The 17,533-nt window shown below is 74.1% G+C and carries 14 protein-coding genes, 2 pseudogenes and 1 CRISPR repeat array; of the genes and pseudogenes, 6 read left to right on the forward strand and 10 right to left on the reverse strand.

The window, feature by feature from the left end:
* The first annotated feature begins 218 nt into the window (after positions 1-218).
* On the forward strand, positions 219-719 hold the full coding sequence (locus ACZ7LB_RS23085; RefSeq protein WP_471470758.1) for an ATP-binding protein: 501 nt from the start codon (positions 219-221) through the stop codon (positions 717-719).
* Here ACZ7LB_RS23085 and ACZ7LB_RS23090 read toward each other — a convergent pair.
* The 4 genes and pseudogenes from ACZ7LB_RS23090 to ACZ7LB_RS23105 form a co-directional block, all read right to left on the reverse strand.
* Positions 709-1,557 (reverse strand): helix-turn-helix domain-containing protein, encoded by an 849-nt coding sequence (locus tag ACZ7LB_RS23090; protein WP_471470760.1) that lies wholly within the window; start codon positions 1,555-1,557, stop codon positions 709-711. The two genes, ACZ7LB_RS23085 and ACZ7LB_RS23090, sit on opposite strands and share 11 nt — an antisense overlap.
* 17 nt (positions 1,558-1,574) lie before the next feature.
* Positions 1,575-2,325: pseudogene (locus tag ACZ7LB_RS23095) on the reverse strand (DUF6879 family protein).
* A gap of 193 nt (positions 2,326-2,518) precedes the next feature.
* Positions 2,519-3,361: an ABC transporter permease gene (locus ACZ7LB_RS23100; RefSeq protein ID WP_471470761.1), complete on the reverse strand. Its 843-nt coding sequence runs from the start codon at positions 3,359-3,361 to the stop codon at positions 2,519-2,521.
* Positions 3,358-4,443, reverse strand: coding sequence for an ATP-binding cassette domain-containing protein (locus tag ACZ7LB_RS23105; protein WP_471470763.1), 1,086 nt, complete (start codon positions 4,441-4,443; stop codon positions 3,358-3,360). The genes ACZ7LB_RS23100 and ACZ7LB_RS23105 overlap by 4 nt, the downstream gene beginning before the upstream one ends.
* Positions 4,444-4,560: 117 nt before the next feature.
* Between ACZ7LB_RS23105 and ACZ7LB_RS23110 the strand changes: the two are divergent.
* A pseudogene (locus ACZ7LB_RS23110) lies at positions 4,561-5,388 on the forward strand (TetR/AcrR family transcriptional regulator); the annotation flags it as partial.
* 300 nt (positions 5,389-5,688) lie between these two features.
* Here ACZ7LB_RS23110 and ACZ7LB_RS23115 read toward each other — a convergent pair.
* Positions 5,689-6,711: a WD40 repeat domain-containing protein gene (locus ACZ7LB_RS23115; protein ID WP_471470765.1), complete on the reverse strand. Its 1,023-nt coding sequence runs from the start codon at positions 6,709-6,711 to the stop codon at positions 5,689-5,691.
* 88 nt (positions 6,712-6,799) lie between these two features.
* Between ACZ7LB_RS23115 and ACZ7LB_RS23120 the strand changes: the two genes are divergently transcribed.
* Positions 6,800-7,477 carry a GDSL-type esterase/lipase family protein gene (locus tag ACZ7LB_RS23120; RefSeq protein WP_471470767.1) on the forward strand — a complete coding sequence of 226 codons (678 nt, stop codon included), beginning with the start codon at positions 6,800-6,802 and terminating at the stop codon, positions 7,475-7,477.
* A 260-nt stretch (positions 7,478-7,737) separates the two neighbouring features.
* On the opposite strand, the gene ACZ7LB_RS23125 is transcribed toward ACZ7LB_RS23120, so the two are convergent.
* Positions 7,738-8,436, reverse strand: coding sequence for an N-acyl homoserine lactonase family protein (locus tag ACZ7LB_RS23125; RefSeq protein WP_471470769.1), 699 nt, complete (start codon positions 8,434-8,436; stop codon positions 7,738-7,740).
* A 259-nt stretch (positions 8,437-8,695) separates the two neighbouring features.
* Positions 8,696-10,739: direct repeats of the CRISPR family, unit length 29 nt; unit sequence GTGTTCCCCGCGCACGCGGGGGTGGTCCC.
* Between the two features lie 144 nt (positions 10,740-10,883).
* Positions 10,884-11,837 carry a ScbA/BarX family gamma-butyrolactone biosynthesis protein gene (locus tag ACZ7LB_RS23130; protein ID WP_471470770.1) on the reverse strand — a complete coding sequence of 318 codons (954 nt, stop codon included), beginning with the start codon at positions 11,835-11,837 and terminating at the stop codon, positions 10,884-10,886.
* Positions 11,838-12,765: 928 nt separating this feature from the next.
* Between ACZ7LB_RS23130 and ACZ7LB_RS23135 the strand changes: the two genes are divergently transcribed.
* Positions 12,766-13,488, forward strand: a complete 723-nt coding sequence (locus tag ACZ7LB_RS23135; RefSeq protein WP_471470771.1) for a ScbR family autoregulator-binding transcription factor — start codon at positions 12,766-12,768, stop codon at positions 13,486-13,488.
* A gap of 414 nt (positions 13,489-13,902) precedes the next feature.
* Here ACZ7LB_RS23135 and thpR read toward each other — a convergent pair whose 3' ends face one another.
* Positions 13,903-14,478: an RNA 2',3'-cyclic phosphodiesterase gene (gene thpR / locus ACZ7LB_RS23140; protein WP_471470772.1), complete on the reverse strand. Its 576-nt coding sequence runs from the start codon at positions 14,476-14,478 to the stop codon at positions 13,903-13,905.
* Between the two features lie 245 nt (positions 14,479-14,723).
* Between thpR and ACZ7LB_RS23145 the strand changes: the two genes are divergently transcribed.
* A complete protein-coding gene (locus ACZ7LB_RS23145) occupies positions 14,724-15,218 on the forward strand; it encodes a GNAT family N-acetyltransferase (protein WP_471470773.1) in 495 nt (164 codons plus the stop codon).
* Positions 15,219-15,352: 134 nt separating this feature from the next.
* Here ACZ7LB_RS23145 and ACZ7LB_RS23150 read toward each other — a convergent pair whose 3' ends face one another.
* Entirely contained in the window at positions 15,353-16,717 is a 1,365-nt protein-coding gene (locus ACZ7LB_RS23150) for an MFS transporter (protein WP_471470774.1), read from the reverse strand.
* 25 nt (positions 16,718-16,742) lie between these two features.
* Positions 16,743-17,180 (reverse strand): MarR family winged helix-turn-helix transcriptional regulator, encoded by a 438-nt coding sequence (locus tag ACZ7LB_RS23155; RefSeq protein ID WP_471470776.1) that lies wholly within the window; start codon positions 17,178-17,180, stop codon positions 16,743-16,745.
* 158 nt (positions 17,181-17,338) lie between these two features.
* On the opposite strand from ACZ7LB_RS23155, the gene ACZ7LB_RS23160 reads away from it, so the two are divergent.
* Positions 17,339-17,521 (forward strand): ribbon-helix-helix protein, CopG family, encoded by a 183-nt coding sequence (locus ACZ7LB_RS23160; protein WP_202548914.1) that lies wholly within the window; start codon positions 17,339-17,341, stop codon positions 17,519-17,521.
* The last annotated feature ends 12 nt before the right edge of the window (positions 17,522-17,533 follow it).

The raw sequence follows: 17,533 nt of genomic DNA on the forward strand, positions 1-17,533 counted from the left end.
ACTGTCGGCCGTCCGCCTGCGGGCATGGAACCTCCCCCTTCTCCCCGGCAACCCTGCCACACCATGCCACACGCACACGGAGGCATGACACGATCGAGTGACACCAATGAATGCATTCACTGGTGTGGGTTGCATAGGTTCTGAATCCACGCCTACGGTCAACGAGGCGCCGCACAGCAGTGGCTTGGCGCCCCGTCCCACGACGTAGGGGGATACCCATGCCCGTAACCGAGAACTTCCGCGTCCCCAAGCGCCGCAGGAACGTGCCCGAGGCGCGGCAGCACACCCGCGAGGCGCTTGCGGAGTGGGGCGTGAGCGATGAAACAGCCGAGACCGCCGCCCTGTTGGTGAGCGAGCTGGTCGCCAACGCGGTGCTCCACTGCCGGGTCTCCTACGCCCAGGTTCAGGTCGTCCTCACGCTGGACGACGCGGAGCTGACCCTGGAGGTGTCCGACCCGGACCGGGACCGCGTCCCCCGGGCCCACGAGTCGGCCCCGGACGACGAGGGCGGGCGCGGGCTGGCCCTGGTGGCTGCCCTGTCCGACGACTGGGGATGGCGGCAGGACGCCTACACCAAGTGCGTCTGGGCACGGATCGCCCTCGAACCGTCGGATGCGGCCGGGCCCTCCGGGTCCTTGGCCCCCGGCGGAGCCAGGGCACGCGCGGCCGCCCCCGCCGAGCCCGGACGGCCGGCCCACCACGACCGGGTCAGCCCGTGAGGCCCCGTCTGACGCGGCTGATCACCCGCTGCGCCTCGGTCCCGTACACCGCGGACTCCGCGAGGGTGTCCCACACGCGGCGGTACAGGGCGATCGTTTCGGCATCGTCGAGCCATAGTTCGGCGTGCCAGTCCTCCACGGTGACCACTCGGTCGTCCAGGATCCAGAAGCCGTTCTGCGGCGGGAGGCGGAGCAGCGCGTCCAGGGGCACGATGCCGAGGTGGACGGTGTCTATGCCCACGACGCCCAGCAGACGGTCCATCTGGGCCGCCAGCACCTCGGGCGGGCACACCCGTGCCCGTAACGCGCCTTCCCACATGAGCACGTTCAGCCGCTTGCCCGGACGGTAGAGCCACTCCTGGCGCCGCATACGGGCGCGCACCGCGTCCTCCGCGTCCCGCGGGGAACGCTGGAGATCCGCCAGGCACTCGAAGAGCCCGCGAGCGTAGTCGGCGGTCTGCAGCATGCCGTTGACGGCGAAGTTGTCCCACACACGGATGGTCCGGGACTCCGCGACCAGGGCGTTCCACGTCTCCTGCACGGGGCTGTGCCCCGCCGCCAGCAGACGCCGCCAGGAACGGACGTGGCTCTCGAAGCCCCGGAGCCTGGAGAGCAGCTCGGCACGGGTCTCCGGGCGGCCAACGGCCTCGGCCCACTGCCTGAGGTCGTCGTCGGTGGGGGTCTGGCGGCCGTTCTCCAGCTTGCTGACCTTCGATCGCGGCCAGCCCAACGACTGGGCCAGCCGAACACCGGTGAGTCGGCCGCCGGGGCTCGACAGGCGCAACTCCTTCAGCCTGCGCCCCAGTTCCTCGCGTGCCCGCTGAAAGTCCGTACTCACCGGTGTCCGCTCACGTCCTAGGCATCGGGCAGGTGCGCGGCGAACCGCTCCCACGGCACCGCGTGATGCCATGCGGCATCCCGGATCATCCCGCAGCGCACCACCTCTGCGGGTTCCGTGATCAGGTCCACATGGGTGAGCCGATCGCCCTCGTCGAACCGGAGGGCGGCGATGAGCCGGCTGTCGAACAGCCAGAAGTCCTCGGCGGGCAGCCGGAGCCGGTCAGCGTCGGCCCGCCACATACTGCGGATGTCCTCGCCCATACCGCTGTTCCGCCTCGCGTTGTCGAGGAGATAGCGCTGCCCGACGGTCGGCTCCTGGTCCACGATGCGGACCCGCTCCACCCGTTTGCCCTGCGAGGTCTGCTCACGGATCTTCCGGCAGTACGGGTTGTCGTACGTCCAGTCGACCCGCCCGGTCTCCACGAACTGCCGGTAGGTGTCGCTCGCTTCGTCACTCGCGTACCGGCGGCGGGTCTCAAGGCGCCACGCGGTGTGCTCGAACCTGCCGAACAGCCCGCTGAACTCGTCCAGACCGATGGTCCGCACCTGACGCGTCCTCTCCCTTCGGGGTCCAGTCGACCAGCAGTTCACGGGGGACCACGATCGCGACCTCCCCCTCCGACAGATGCCTGAGCTGGGCGATGTCCTCCGGGTCGGCGAGCGGAGGACCGTGCACGATCACCTCCCCGCTGTCCACGTCCTCGTGCACGGAGGGGCAGCCGCCCCCGCCGCTGCCCGCCCCGTTGAACCGTAACCGTCGCGGCATCGCCGATCCCCTCTCCGTCGCCCCGGTGGGCGAGTGATCACAGCCTGGCGATTCCACTGAGTGAATGTCCATGCGTTCTCCGTGACCGCAGGAGAATAGTCGCGCATATTCTCCGGCCCCCCACCGGACGAACCGGGCCGTGGGCCGGAACCGGGGCCGGGTGGGTGACTTGCGGGACGGTGGTCCCGGTGCCCTACCGGCCGAGGCGCTGGAAGCGGCGTACCGCCAGGGGGAGGAAGACCGCCGTCAGGACGGCCGGCCAGACCCAGGCCATGAGCAGCGCGTGTCCGCCGATCCAGTCGTCCGCTCCGGCCACCGGCGTGCCGTACAGGTCGCGGGTGGCGGCGGCGGTGGAGGAGAGGGGGTTCCAGGAGGCCAGCCGGCCCAGCCAGTCCGGCATCAACTGGGGGGCGACGAAGATGCTGGAGATCATCGTCAGCGGGAACGCCACCGCGAACAGCCCTCCCGCCGCCTCGGGGTTGGGAACCAGCAGCCCCAGCCACACACCCAGCCAGATCAGCGCGAACCGCAGCCACAGCAGCAGGCCGAACGCGCCGAGGAAGCCCCAACCGCCCTCCGGGCGCCACCCCATGGCCAGCCCCGTCAGCATCATGATGGCCAACTCCGCGCAGGCCACCAGGAGATCGGTCACGCCCCGGCCGGTCACCACCGCCGACGAGGCCATCGGCATGGAGCGGAACCGGTCGATGACGCCCTTGGTCGCGTCGTGCACCACCAGCGTCGCGGTGTTGACGAAGCCGAACGCCATGGACATCACGAACATGCCCGGCATCAGGAAGTCCAGGTAGTCCCCGCCGCCGGGCACCCGCATCGCACTGCCGAAGACATAGCCGTAGAGCAGGACGGAGAGGATCGGGAAGCCCAGTTGCCAGGCGATGTTGACCGGCCGGCGCCGGTAGTGGGTCATGCCGCGGCGCACCACGTTGGCGCAGTCCGCGAGCAGCCAGTACAGGCGGCCGTGCCCGCCCTCCGCCGCGGCTCCCGTGCCGGCGTCCGCCGGAATCGGAACGCTCATGCCGCCGTCTCCTCCCCATGGTCCGTACGGTGTCCGGTCAGGCGCAGGAACACGTCGTCGAGGCTCGGCCTGCGCAGTCCGATGTCCTCCACCCGCACGCCCTCGTCCTGGAGGGTGCGGGCCACCCCGGTGAGGGCGGCGACCCGGTCGGCGACCGGCGCGCGCACGCTCAACGCCTCCTCGTCCGGCTCCGGTTCGCCCTCGCAGAACCGGGCGACGGCCTTCACCGCGGCCGGGATGTCGGCCCGCTCCCGGACGACGACCTCGACGCAGTCCCCGCCGATCAGGGTCTTCAGCCCGTCCGGGGTGTCGTCCGCGATGGCCCGGCCCCGGTCGATGACGGTGACGCGCGAGGCCAGCCTGTCGGCCTCCTCCAGGTACTGCGTGGTCAGCAGCACCGTGGTGCCGCCCGCCACCAGGGCCCGCACCGCGTCCCAGACCTCGCCGCGGCTGCGCGGGTCCAGCCCGGTCGTCGGCTCGTCCAGGAACAGCACCGCCGGGGAGAGGATCATCGACGCGGCCAGGTCGAGCCGCCGCCGCATGCCGCCGCTGTACTCGCCGACGCCCCGGTCGGCGGCCCCGGTCAGGTCGAACCGCTCCAGCAGTTCGGCGGCCCGCCACCGGGCCCGCCGCCCGCCGAGATGGAACAGGCGGCCGAACATCTCCAGGTTCTGCCGCCCGGTGAGCACCTCGTCCACCGCCGCGTACTGCCCGGTCAGGCCGATCCTGGCCCGCACCTCGCGCGGCCGGCGGGCGACGTCGAGACCGGCGACGCGGGCCCGGCCGCCGTCGAGGCCGACCAGCGTGGCCAGGATGCGCACCGCCGTCGTCTTCCCGGCGCCGTTCGGGCCGAGCAGGCCGTGCACGGTGCCCTCGCGGACGGCCAGGTCGAAGCCGTTCAGGGCGTGCTTGCCGCCGTACCTCTTCTCCAGCGCCTCGGCCAGCACCGCGTATCCGTCACCGCCGACGCCGTCACCGTTCGCTCCGCGACGGCTCGCGCCGCGCCCGTCGCCGTCCGTGCCGCTTCCGCCGCCCCCGCCGGGTGCGACGGGCCCCACGGCCCCGCCGTATGGCTCGCCCATGGTCCGGTCCCCCTTCCGCTTTTAACTGGGTACACCGTACCCGATTGCGCGTACACCGTACTCAGTTTTAGGGGCGGAACGGAAGGCGGTCCGGGGCGGCGGTTTTAAACTGCCCCCATGACCAGCGGTACGGAGACCAGCGGCAGCGGTGACATCGCCCGCACCCTCGACCTGCTCTGGGACACCGGCCCACGCCCGAGCCGGGGCCCGAAGCCGGGGCTGACGCTGGACCGGGTGGTGGAGGCCGCCGTAGGGGTCGCGGACCGGGAGGGGCTCGGCGCCGTCTCGATGCGGCGGATCGCCGCCGAGCTGGGCACCGGCACGATGTCCCTCTACCGCTACGTCCCCGGCAAGGGCGAGCTGCTGGACCTGATGCTGGACCGCGTCCAGCGCCCCTCCGAGGACGCCCCCGGCGACGGCGGCGGCGGGGGCTGGCGCGCGGCGCTGGAGGCCCTGGGCCACGCCTCGCTGGCGCTCCACCGGCGCCACCCCTGGCTGCTGGAGGTCAACCAGTCCCGGCCGATCCTCGGGCCCAGCGCGCTGGACGGCATGGAGAAGGTGCTCACCCGGATCAGGCCGATGGGGCTCTCCGACCCCGAGCTGGTGTCGGTGATCATCATGATCGACGGATACGTGGTCGGCGCCGCGCGGACCCAGGTGTACCAGGAGCGGGCCGAGCGCACCTCGGGGCTGACGGACGCGCGGTTCTGGGAGGCCCAGCGCCCGGTGCTGGAGCGGGCCATGACCAGCGGGCGCTATCCCGTCCTGGCCTCCCTGAGCGCGGACGCCTTCGGGACCGGTTTCGACCACTTCGGGTTCGGGCTGGAGCGGATCCTGGACGGTCTGGAGATCCTGGTGGCGCGGCGGGCGGCGGAGGGCGCCACCGGCACCGGCACCCGCGTCCCGGCGGGCGGGCCCGGCTCGTGCGCCGCCGACAGCCCCTCCGGTGACCGTGCCCCCGGGCCTCCCCCCGGTGACCGTGCCCCCGGACCGCCCTCCGGGGCGTCCCCGACCCCGCCCGGGCGTGCCTCCCGGGGAGCCCGGAAGACCCAGAGGTCCGGGGGTCAGGGTTCCTCGGACTCCCGGAAGTCCCCCGGTCCTGAGGGTTCTCAGGTTCCTGAGGGTTCTCAGCGCCCGTAGGGGTCACCGGGCCAGTAGGGGGCACCTGGGCCCGTAGGGGTGACCCGGGTCCGTAGAGGCCACCCGGACCCGTAGGGGTCACCCGGGCGCCCCGGCCCGTAGGGGTCAGCGGCGCCGGAACAGCCGGCGCAGGCCGAACAGCGCGGCGCAGCCGACGATCAGCGCGACCGTGCCGATCCCGAGGGTGCCGCCCTCGGGCACCGTGTCGCCGTCACCGCCGTCGTCCTTCCCCCGGGCGGCCGGCTTCCCGCCCGGCCGCTCACCCTCACCGCCGCCCCCGCCGCCGGGCGCGTCCTGGGCCTGGACCGGACTGCGCAGCCCCTCCATGCCGAGCAGCAGCTTCGCCCCGTCGACGGTGTAGGTGACGGACTCCCCCTGGCCGAACGGCACGCTGATCCGCCCCCGGCGCCGGATGTCGCCGCCGTTCCAGTCGTACCAGGCCCCGCCCAGGTAGCCGCGCACGGCGAGCCGCTCGCCGTCCGGGGAGAAGGCGGCGTCCGTGGCCCAGAGGTCGACGGACCTGGTGGGCCGGAAGACGTTGGTGCCGGTGGCGGAGAGCTTCGCGGGGCCCTCGTAGAGATGGCCGCCGTCCCGCTGCTTGTCGATGATGTAGACGCGTCCCGTCTTCGGGTGCACGACCATCGACTCGGCGTCCCGGCTGCCGTCCGTGTACTTCACGACGTACTGCGTGGCCCGGATCGTCTGGTCCTTCAGCTCGGCCGGCTCGGGCAGTTCGTAGATCCAGACGTACGGCCAGGTCACGCCGTCGTTGTCGCCGATGTCCCCGACGAGGATCCGGTTGCCGGGGCCGATCGCGATGGCCTCCACGTCCCGGGGGGTGCCGACCCCGGCCATCGAGACCCGGGCGACGGTCTCGCCGGTCGCGCCGTCCACGGCGTAGAGGTAGGGGCCGGTGTCCTGGTCGTTGTGGGTCCAGTAGACGCCGGGGTGCTGCCGCGAGGCGGCGAGGCCGCTGGACTCGGTGATGCGCGGGTCCTTGATCGTGAACCCGTCGGAGCCGGGGATCGCGCCGGCCGCCGTGTCCCCCTCGGCCGCGTGGGCGGCGGCGGGCAGGGCGGACGCGCCCGCGAGAAGGGCCGCGACGAGCAGGGCGAGGGGTCGGCGCATTCCCCAAGAGTGCCATCCCGTCCGGCGGTTCACGCCGGGTGTCCGGGGTCACATCGCGTCGACCAGGGGAATCGTCCATGATGAGCGGATGCTCAGGTTGATGGCCGTAGGCGACTCGATGACGATCGGGAGCGCGGGCCAGCACACCTGGCGCTACTGGCTGTGGCGGCACCTGTGCGAGGCGTACGGCGGCCCCTTCACGCTGGTCGGCCCGCGCGAGGCGCTGCACGACCCGGCGGCCGACGCCCCCGTCTCGTACGCCTACGCCGACCCCGGCTTCCCCCGGGCGCACCTGGCGGGCTGGGGCGAGGGCTGGCACCACATGACCCCGCTCGTCCGGGACGCGGTGCGCGCCCACCGCGCCGACGTCCTCCTCGTCTCCCTCGGCCTGATCGACCTCGGCTTCTACACCGACGCGGAGCAGACGGCGGCCAACGCGCGGGAGTTCGTGGCGCGGGCGCGGGCGGCCAACCCGCGTGTCCACCTCGCGGTGCTGCCGGTACTGCACAACATCCGGGCGGACTCGGACACGTCGTTCGCCGAGCAGGTCGCCCACTTCAACGAACTCCTCGCCAAGGCCGTCGCCGACCTGGACACCGCCGCGTCGCCGCTCGCCCTGGTCCCGCCGCCGGCCGCCTACGACTTCCGCACCGACACCCACGACGGCACCCACCCCAACACCGACGGCGAGCACCGCATAGCGGCGGCCTTCGCGGAGGCGCTGTGGGAGGAGTGGGGGGTCGGGGGGCCGTACGAGGGGGTGTAGGCGGGGGTTCGGCGGGGCGCGGGGAGGTCTTCGGCCGTGCTTCCGCGCCGCGCGGACGTCGGGGGCGGAGCCGCGCCGGGGCGGGTGTCCTGCGGGTCGGCCGCGGTGTCCTGCCGTCGGCCGCCGGTGTCCTGCGGTCGGCCGCGTACGAGCGATCCCCGGCCACGTACGCGCGATCCCCGGCCGCGACCGGTCCGTTGGCGCGGAGGGCCGGGCAACGCGCCTCGCGGGATGGGGAGTCGGGGCCGGGGGGCTCCGGGTCACGACGGTTCCCAGACGGAGCAGTCGTGGGCGAAGAGCACGCGGCGCGGATCGAGGTCGGCGAGCCGGTCCAGCCAGGGCGGGCGGGCCGGCAGCGGCTGCTCCACTCCGTCCAGCTCCGCCCGGCGGGCCAGTTGATCGGACGCGAACGCGGAGGCGAAGTCGTGCGCCTGCCCGGCGAGGACCACGGTGCCGTCGTCCTGCCGGAGGACCAGCGACTGGTGGCCCTCGGTGTGTCCGGGCGTCGGGATGATCCGCACACCCGGCCGGACCTCTGCCTCACCGGCGATCTCCTCGTAGACCGCGCCGGGGAAGTCGACCAGTTCCTCGAAGGTGTGGCCGCCCCGGCGTGCGGCGGCCAGTTCGGCCTCCTGCACGAGCACGGGCGTGCCGCCGAGGAGGGGGTTCCCGCCGCAGTGGTCGAAGTGCAGGTGGCAGTTGACGACCAGGGAGATGTCGTCCAGGGCCACACCGGACGCCGCCAGCGCCTCCCGCAGGTCACGGCGCCGGGGCCGGTAGTGCGCCTCCGTCACGGGGTCCGCCGCACCGATGCCCGTGTCGAAGAGGATGAGTCCGTCGCCGTGCCGCACGAGGTAGGCGAGGACGGGTTCCACCCGTGGATGCGGGCCGCCCGCCTCCGACGCGGGCCGGACGAAGTACCCGAGGTCGAGCCGACGGAGCGCCGTGTCCTGTCCCATGCGGTCATCCTGGCAGCCGGCCGCCCGCCGGACGTCCGGCTCTGCCGACGGCAGAGAACCGTGTCGCGGCACGGGGGCCGGGGGCTGGGGGCGGTGGCAGCACCGGCCCACGAAGGGGCCCACGTGGGGCGCCCGTATGATCCCCGGGAGCCCGAGGAACCCACGAGCAGTCAACAGGACGCTTATGCCCCATAAGCCGGAGTCAGGTAAAGCGAGTAAAATCCGCCCTCAGCCCAAATAGAACCCCAGGTCAGCTCCTGTGTTCCCCGCGCACGCGGGGGTGGTCCACGCCGAGCTCGGCGGTCAGACGCCGCTCGGTGGTGTTCCCCGCGCACGCGGGGGTGGTCCCTGCCGGACGGCCAGGGCGACGGAGAGGCGCCGGTGTTCCCCGCGCACGCGGGGGTGGTCCTCGGGCGGCGCGTCGGCCATGAACATGGCTGATGTGTTCCCCGCGCACGCGGGGGTGGTCCCGACCACTCGTGCGACGCGCTCCGCTACGGCGTGTGTTCCCCGCGCACGCGGGGGTGGTCCCACCTGATGCCGACCAAGGTTGACCGGCACGTCGTGTTCCCCGCGCACGCGGGGGTGGTCCCCTGGTCCTTGTCCCACTCGGGGTGGACCATCCGGTGTTCCCCGCGCACGCGGGGGTGGTCCCGCCCGGACGGTCAAGCGCCCCCGGCCCACGTGGTGTTCCCCGCGCACGCGGGGGTGGTCCCGGATGATCCGGCCCTGATCCACGACGAACTTTGTGTTCCCCGCGCACGCGGGGGTGGTCCCGGAAACGTGAGCCGCCGGCGCTTCCTCACCACGTGTTCCCCGCGCACGCGGGGGTGGTCCCGAGACCGAACTTCGTGCCCCGCTGCGACCGGCGTGTTCCCCGCGCACGCGGGGGTGGTCCCCCGTACCCGGCGATGAGTGCGGCGAGCTGGGCGTGTTCCCCCGCGCACGCGGGGGTGGTCCCGCCGCCGGGTCGTCGCCCGCGCCCGCCCGGAAGTGTTCCCCGCGCACGCGGGGGTGGTCCCGGCCGGGGGGTGTGACGGTGCCGCTTGTCAGGGTGTTCCCCGCGCACGCGGGGGTGGTCCCGAGGGCCTTGTACGTCAGCTCCGTCATGATCTGTGTTCCCCGCGCACGCGGGGGTGGTCCCGAGGCGATCACCCAGGCCAACGACACTCTGAAGTGTTCCCCGCGCACGCGGGGGTGGTCCCCGCAGGTAGCGACGCCCTCCCACCCGGCGGCAGTGTTCCCCGCGCACGCGGGGGTGGTCCCAGACCTGCCTCAGCGGCATCTGCCGCACCGTCGTGTTCCCCGCGCACGCGGGGGTGGTCCCGCCGACGCCCGCCCGGCCCCCACCACCCTGGAGTGTTCCCCGCGCACGCGGGGGTGGTCCCCGGCCGGGGTGTCCGTGGGCACGCCTCGACGGGTGTTCCCCGCGCACGCGGGGGTGGTCCCGCCTGCCTCCCATGCCTCGTGATTCCGCGCGGGTGTTCCCCGCGCACGCGGGGGTGGTCCCATCCTCTGGGGCACCAAGGGCCCCGTCGACGCCTGTTCCCCGCGCACGCGGGGGTGGTCCCGCGTCACGCCTCTCGGCATGGGGACTCGGGCTGTGTTCCCCGCGCACGCGGGGGTGGTCCCGGCGCAGGAAGGATTCCCATGGCAGGAACCGGGTGTTCCCCGCGCGCGCGGGGGTGGTCCCCGCGATTCCCTGCATGTACCGGACGGGGCCATGTGTTCCCCGCGCACGCGGGGGTGGTCCCGGCCTGGTCGACGACGCCGGCCTGAACAACGCGTGTTCCCCGCGCACGCGGGGGTGGTCCACGCGTTGCCGAGCGCCCGCCCGGCCTGCATGGGTGTTCCCCGCGCACGCGGGGGTGGTCCCCACTGGCCGCCGGCGAGGAAGTCTCGCGTGGCGTGTTCCCCGCGCACGCGGGGGTGGTCCCGATGTCGAGTACGAGCAGCTCGCCCGGTTCTTGTGTTCCCCGCGCACGCGGGGGTGGTCCCACCACCTCGGCGGCCGAGGTGCCGTCGGCCCCGTGTTCCCCGCGCACGCGGGGGTGGTCCCACGAGGGTGCCGACCGGGTAGCGGGCGTTGAAGTGTTCCTCGCGCACGCGGGGGTGGTCCCACGCCGGGCGTGACCCGGCTGGAGCCGCCCCGGTGTTCCCCGCGCACGCGGGGGTGGTCCCTGCGGCGCCACGGGTGACGGCTGGTACAGCGAGTGTTCCCCGCGCACGCGGAGGTGGTCCCGGGATGGCGTGGCTGGTGCCGCCTCGGGGCTGGTGTTCCCCGCGCACGCGGGGGTGGTCCCCGGGGAGACCCAGGAGGCCGAGCCCGAGGAACTGTGGCCCCGCACACGGGGCCAGGGCCGTCCGGGGCCCACCGTGCCGGGTGGCGTGGTGGGCCCCGGGTGGGGCGGGGGGGTGCCGCCTCGTCCAGTGCGCCCCCCTCTCGCTCACCCGTGGGCGAGCCGCAGTTCCGCCGTGAAGACGCGCTCCCCCTCCTGCGTGCCCCACACGTCCACCCTCAGCTCCCGCGGCGTCTCCGGGCGGAGCACCCTCGCCTCTATCAGGCAGGGGGCGTCGAGTTCGGCGTAGCGGGTGAACTCGCTGCGCAGGTCGACGAGAAGGGCGTCGGGGCGGCCCACGGCGGCGCGGGCGGCCTGGCGGGCGGCCTCGATCAGCATCATGCCGGGGACGTGGTCGACGGGGTGGTCGAAGAAGACCGGGTGGTCCGTGTCGACGCGCAGCGTCCAGAGGTTCTCCCGGGGGTTCGCCGCGAGCAGCACGTTGTCCGGGTCCGTGTGGCCCACGCGGGCCGCGCCGACCGGTACCGGCGGGCGCTGGGCGACGGTGGTGGGCCGCCCGCCCCGCAGCCTGCGGTGGGCGGCGGGGCTGGCGCAGCTGAAGCGGGCGCCGCCGGTCGCCACGGGCAGTCCGTCCCGCAGCACGGTCACCCCGTACCGCATGCCGGCCAGGGTCCGTCCCCGGCGGACGACGTTGACGCACTCGGCGCGCAGTTCGACGTCGGTCGGGCGGGGGCCGATGACGAAGGCTGACGGCAGGGCCGTGAAGGAGATGTCCCACATCACGAACTGGTGGCCGAACGGGAGCCCGTACTCGGCGTGGGAGAGCAGGCTCCCGGTCTGACGGATCGTCTCGACCAGGAGCAGCGGGTCCTGGTGGCCGTGGGCCGGGGCGAAGAGGGCGTGGCTGCGCGGCCACTGGGCCCGCACCGTGAACCGCTCGGGCGCGCCCGGCGCCGCAGCGGCCGTGTCCGACTCCCAGCCGGTGAGCAGCACCTCGGCCACGGAGGCCCGGTGCACGTATCCACGCGGAACCGTTGCGAGCAGGGGGCCGCTCCCTAAGGCGGCGGCCTCATTCCCGGTGCCTTCGAACGAAGTCAGCATGCGCGGCACTCCTGCCTGGTCGGGACAGGGGCAGGCGTGGACGCGCGCCTGGACTCCCCCCGTCGCCCTGCAATGCGTACGCCCACAAAGTACAGACAGGCTGGTCTTTTTTACAAGGAGAGCGGAGGACCTTCCGGCGACCATACCGACAGCCCGTACTCGTCACCCGAAGCGAAAGTTGCCACCGTATGACCAGAACATTGACGACGTGACATGACAAACGGGATGCGTACACATCGCGAGGCGGCGGACCCACCGGTACGGCGGCCCGCTTTTCGGCACCTTCACCCCTTCGTTCCACGGACAGCACATTGACAAGCAGGCAAGTCTGTCTGTTACTGTCACCGCCAGTGACCGGATGGACGGTCACCGTGAAATACCGGGAGGGGCCGATGGACCGGCAGGCCGTTCACGCGGGCGGACCTCGCCGCGCCGAAGGAACCGTCCCTCCCTTCTCCGGGGTGGCGGACCCTCCCCCCGCCACCCCGGCCACCACGGCGCGCGCCGACTCCCGGGCCCCCGCCGCGTCCACCGCCCCGGCCGCCCGCACCACCCGCGCCGCGAGGCCCGGCGGGCTCCACCGGCCCGCCCCCGGCCCGGCCGCCGGACCCGCCCCCTCCCCCGGCACCACGGCGTTCCGGCCCGTCCCGCCCCGGCGTCCCACCACCGCCCGCGGCCCCGGCCCCCGTACCGGCGGCCCCTGAGACGGCCCCGCTCCACGCCCCGAGGACACCCGGGGCGAGCCTCCCCGGAGGCACCCGGGGACGCCTCCCCGAGCGGGCCGCGGCCGGGCGCACCGCCGGCGTCGCGGCGCCCTGCCGGGCCGCCCGGGGGTGGCGGAAAGGGCATGCGCCGGGGAGGAGACCCCGGGCACCACTACTATGCAGGCAGGCTTGTATGTTCTGCTGCGGGTAAGGAATCGCGAGTCATGGCCCGACAAGAGCGCGGTATTCGATCGAGGCACTCGATCCTGGAGGCCGCCGCGGACGTGTTCGGCGAGCGCGGCTACGACGCGGCGAGCACGAACGAGATCCTCTCCAGGGCCGGGCTCACCCGGGGCGCCCTGTACTACCACTTCCCCTCGAAGGAGGCCATCGCCACCGCGCTCGTCGAGGCGCAGGGCGAGGCGCTGACGGTCCCGGAGCGCCGGACCTGGCTGCAGAGCGCGATCGACCTGACCCTGAGCTTCGCCCACCGGCTGAAGACGGACACGGTGCTCCGGGCCAGTGTGCGGCTGACGGTGGAGCAGTCCTCGTTCACCTCCTCCGCCCGGGCCCCCTACGACCAGGCGATCAGGGCCATGGAGGACCTGCTGCGCCGCGCCGAGCGGCGGGGCGAGCTGCTGCCCGGCACCGACGTGGCCGAGGTCGCCGCCACGATCGTGAGCGCCTTCACCGGGCTCCAGGTGGTGTCACAGGCCTACAGCGACCGGCGGGACCTGCCCCTGCGGATCTCCGCCATGTGGCGGCTGGTGCTGCCCGGGCTCGCCACCCCGGGACTGCTGCCCCGCCTGGACGCGTCCCCCTCGGGCGAGGGCGTACGGCTCCCCGGACAGCAGGTGCCCTCGGCGACCGTCCCCCGCGACGACGGCGCGGAGCCCGCCGGGCACGCAAGCCGGGCCGGGGCGCCCCTCGCCGACGGGCTCCCCTGACGGGCCCGGGCCCCGCAGTACCGCGGGGGAATCCCGTACGGGTCACCCCGGCCACCCGCCCCGCGCGCGCCCCGGTCCCGGGGCCCCCGGCCCGCCGGGAACAACGGGAACAACGGGAACGACGGGGACAACGGGAACGGCTGGTACGGCGGCCCGTGGGCCCCGCCCCGCTTCGCCCTGGCCGTGTCCGACGCACCCGGCACGGGCTCGCGCCGGCACCACCGGCTCCGGCCCACCCGGTGGCTCCGGCGCCCGGTCACCGCCGGAACGGCAGCGCCGGACGGGCACGCCGGGTACGACGGGACCGCCGCGCGGTGACGCTAACGGAGCGCCGCCACCACCACGACGACGAGCATCAGCACCAGCACTACGGCCATGATCCGGTTACGGCTCTTCGGGTCCACGCCCCCGAGCCTAACCGGCGCCGCCGAACGCCGGGCGGGCGACCGTCCGGTAGCGGGGCCGCTCGCCCGGCACGCCCGACCTCGGCAGATCGCTGCGGACCAGCGCCAGGTCCGTCACGGTCCAGCCGGGGCCCTCGAACCCGTCGAGCGCCGCGAGGCAGGGGCCCACGGAGGTGGCGGAGCGGGCGCGGGCCACGGTGAGGTGGGGCCGGTGGCGGCGGTGCCCGCCCGGTTCCGCCACCCCGGCCCGGCGGCCCGCCGACTCCGCGCGCCCGGCGAGCAGCCGCAGGGCGGCGAGGTCCCCCGACACCCCCGTCCACAGCGCCCGCCCCTGCCCGAACTGCCCGCCGCCGCGCAGGGCGAGCCGGAAGGGCGCTGTCCGGTGGGCGGCCCGTTCCAGCCGGGCCGTGAGGCCGGGCACCGACTCCCCGGCGACGTCGCCGTAGAAGGCGAGCGTGAGGTGCCACCCCGCCCGCTCCGTCCAGCGCAGCCGGTCCGCGCCGGGCAGCCCCCGCACCGCGGCCACCTCGGCGTCGAGCGCGGTGAGGACCTCCTCGGGCGGCAGGACGGCGGCGAAGAGTCTCATGCGCCCAGTCTGCCGCCGACGGCTGCGGCCCGGGAACGGCCGGGCTCGCGCCGGGGCGCCCCGGGCACCGGACGCCCCGGGCCGTACTCCCCCGGCGCCCGGCCCCGCGCACCGACGGGCCCTACGGGACGCCCGCCGGGCCCCGCGCGACGCCCGGCGGCCCCGCGCACCGCCCGGCCCGCGCGACGCCAGGGGCGGGCCCCGTACGCTGCCCGGGACCGTCGAACGCACCCGTGGAGGCCGCCGTGCCCCGACCGTCCGTCCGCCCGGCGCGCCCCGCCGACCTGCCCGTGGCCGAGCGGCTGTGGCTGCTGTTCCGCCACGACATGTCGGAGCTGTCCGGCACCCTTCCCGACGCCGACGGGACCTTCGCCGCCGACCGCCTGGAGCGCGCGTTCACCGACCCCGGGTGGGCGGCCCACCTCGTGATGCTGGACTCCCGCCCGGCCGGCTTCGCCCTCGTCCGGGGGCTGGACGGCCCGCAGCGCGTGCTGAACAGCTTCTTCGTCGTGCGGGGAGCCCGCCGGTCGGGCGTCGGCCTGAGCGCCGCGCGGCAGGTGGTCGCCGCGTACCCCGGGCCGTGGGAGGTCGCCTTCCAGGACGCCAACGCGGGGGCCGTCCGCTTCTGGCTGCGGGTGGCCGGGGAGATCGCCGGGGAGGCGTGGACCGAGGAGCGCAGACCGGTCCCGCACCGCCCGGACCTGCCGCCCGACGTCTGGATCTCGTTCGAGGCGCGGTAGGCGGACGGCCGCGCGGTGGCCGCGGTGGCCCGGCGGCCGGGGCGCTTGGAACGGGGCGCACGGGACGCGGTGCGACGTACGCCGCCCCGGCCCCCGGCGCCCTACCCCGCCCCGCCGGGAGGCCCCCGGCCCCGTCACCCCACCGGTGCCAGTTCCTCCCGGTGCTCGCGCGGGACGAAGCGGAGCCTCGGGTGGCCCCCGTTCCAGCCCAGGCTCAGGCGGAGGTTGCCGACGCGGGCCATGACCAGGCCGACGGCGGCGGCGGACAGCGCCGCCACGGCGCCTCCGGCGGCGAGGCCGGTGCGGGCGCCGTACATGTCCGTGACCCAGCCGACGAGCGGGGCGCCGACCGGCGAGCCGCCGAGGAAGACCATCATGTAGAGGGCCATCACCCGGCCCCGCATGGCGGGATCGGTGGTCATCTGGATGCTGGTGTTGGCGGTGACGTTGAAGGTCATGCCGAAGATCCCCAGCGGCACCATCAGCAGCGAGAACATCCACAGCTCCGGCGCCGCCGACGCGGCGATCTCCAGCAGCCCGAAGCCCGCCGCCGCCGCGATCAGCACCCGCACCCGGGCCGTGCCGCGCCGGGCGGCGAGCAGCGCCCCGGCCAGCGAACCGACGGCCATGAGGGTGTTGAAGAGGCTGTACACCCCCGCCCCCGCGTGGAAGACGTCGTCGGCGAAGGCGGAGAGGAAGACCGGGAAGTTGAAGGCGAAGGTGCCGATGAAACCGACGAGGACGATGGTCCAGGTCAGTTCGGGCCGCCCGGCGACGTAGCGCAGGCCCTCGCGGAGCTGGCCCTTGCCGCGCGGGGTGCGGCGGGCGGGGTGCAGCTCGCGGGAGCGCATCATCAGCAGCCCGGTGAGCGGCGCCACGAAGGACAGGCCGTTGGCGAGGAACGCCCATCCGGTGCCCACGCCGGTGATCATCAGTCCGGCGACGGCGGGGCCGACGAGGCGGGCCGACTGGAAGTTGGCGGAGTTCAGGCTGACGGCGTTCTGGAGCTGGTCGGGCCGGACCAGTTCGGAGACGAAGGACTGCCGGGCCGGGTTCTCGATGACCGCGGCGAGCCCCAGGGCGAAGGCGGCGACGTAGACGTGCCAGACCTGGACCTGGCCGCTGAGGGTGAGGACGGCGAGGAAGAGCGAGCTGACCGCCATCGCGGACTGGCTGAACAGCAGGGCGGGCCGCTTGGGCAGCCGGTCGACCAGGACGCCGCCGTAGAGGCCGAGGAAGAGCATCGGCAGGAACTGCAGGGCCGTGGTGATGCCGACCGCCGCCGAGGACCCGGTGAGGCTGAGCACCAGCCAGTCCTGGGCGATGCGCTGCATCCAGGTACCGACGTTGGAGACCGCCTGCCCGAGGAAGAACAGGCGGTAGTTCCGGACGCTCAGGGAGGCGAACATCCCGTTGCGGCGGCGGGCGCCGGGCGGGGCGGCCGCGGTGTCGTGTCCATGGGGTGCGGGGGCGGAGTCTGCTCCGGGTCCCGTACTCAACAGGGTCGCCTCCTCGCGATGGGGATTACAGGTGTGCGAGCTTCTCCAGCACGGGGGCGGCCTCGCGCAGTTTCGCCCACTCGTCCTCGTCGAGCCCCTCGACCAGGGTGGCCAGGAACGCGTTCCGCTTGCGGCGGCTCTCGTCCAGCATCACGACGGCCTGTTCGGTCTGCGTCACGACCTTCTGGCGGCGGTCCTCGGGATGCGGCTCCAGCCGGACCAGCCCCTTGGCCTCCAGCAGCGCCACGATGCGGGTCATCGAGGGCGGCTGGACGTGCTCCTTGCGGGCCAGCTCACCCGGGGTGGCACTGCCGCAGAGGGAGAGGGTGCCGAGCACCGACATCTCGGTGGGGCTGAGCGACTCGTCGACCCGCTGGTGCTTGAGGCGACGGGACAGCCGCATCACGGCGGAACGCAGGGAGTTCACGGCGGCAGCGTCGTCGCCGCGCTTGAGGTCCGGCATGTTTCTTAGCGTAACTCATTAGTCTTGCGAAATACCACCGCTCGTCACGGCCTCCGCCCGTGATGCCCGCCACGCATCCCACCGGGCATCACCCTTACGAGTGAGCCGCCCGCGGAATCCGGGGCACCGCCCGGCTTCCCGGGGTGACCCTCGTGGGCATGGGGACGAGTGTGCTCAGCCTGCGCGTGGACGGGGAACTGCTCGACCGGCTCCGGCACCACGCGGCGAGACGGGGGATGAGCGTCCAGGACTATGTCGTCCGGACGCTCGTTCGCGACGACTTCGACCAGCGGTTCCAGTCCTCCGTGGAGGAGACGGAACGGTTCTACGGGGTCGGCTGACGCCGGGCCCCC

It is taken from the genome of Streptomyces sp. NPDC107521, from assembly GCF_055598485.1.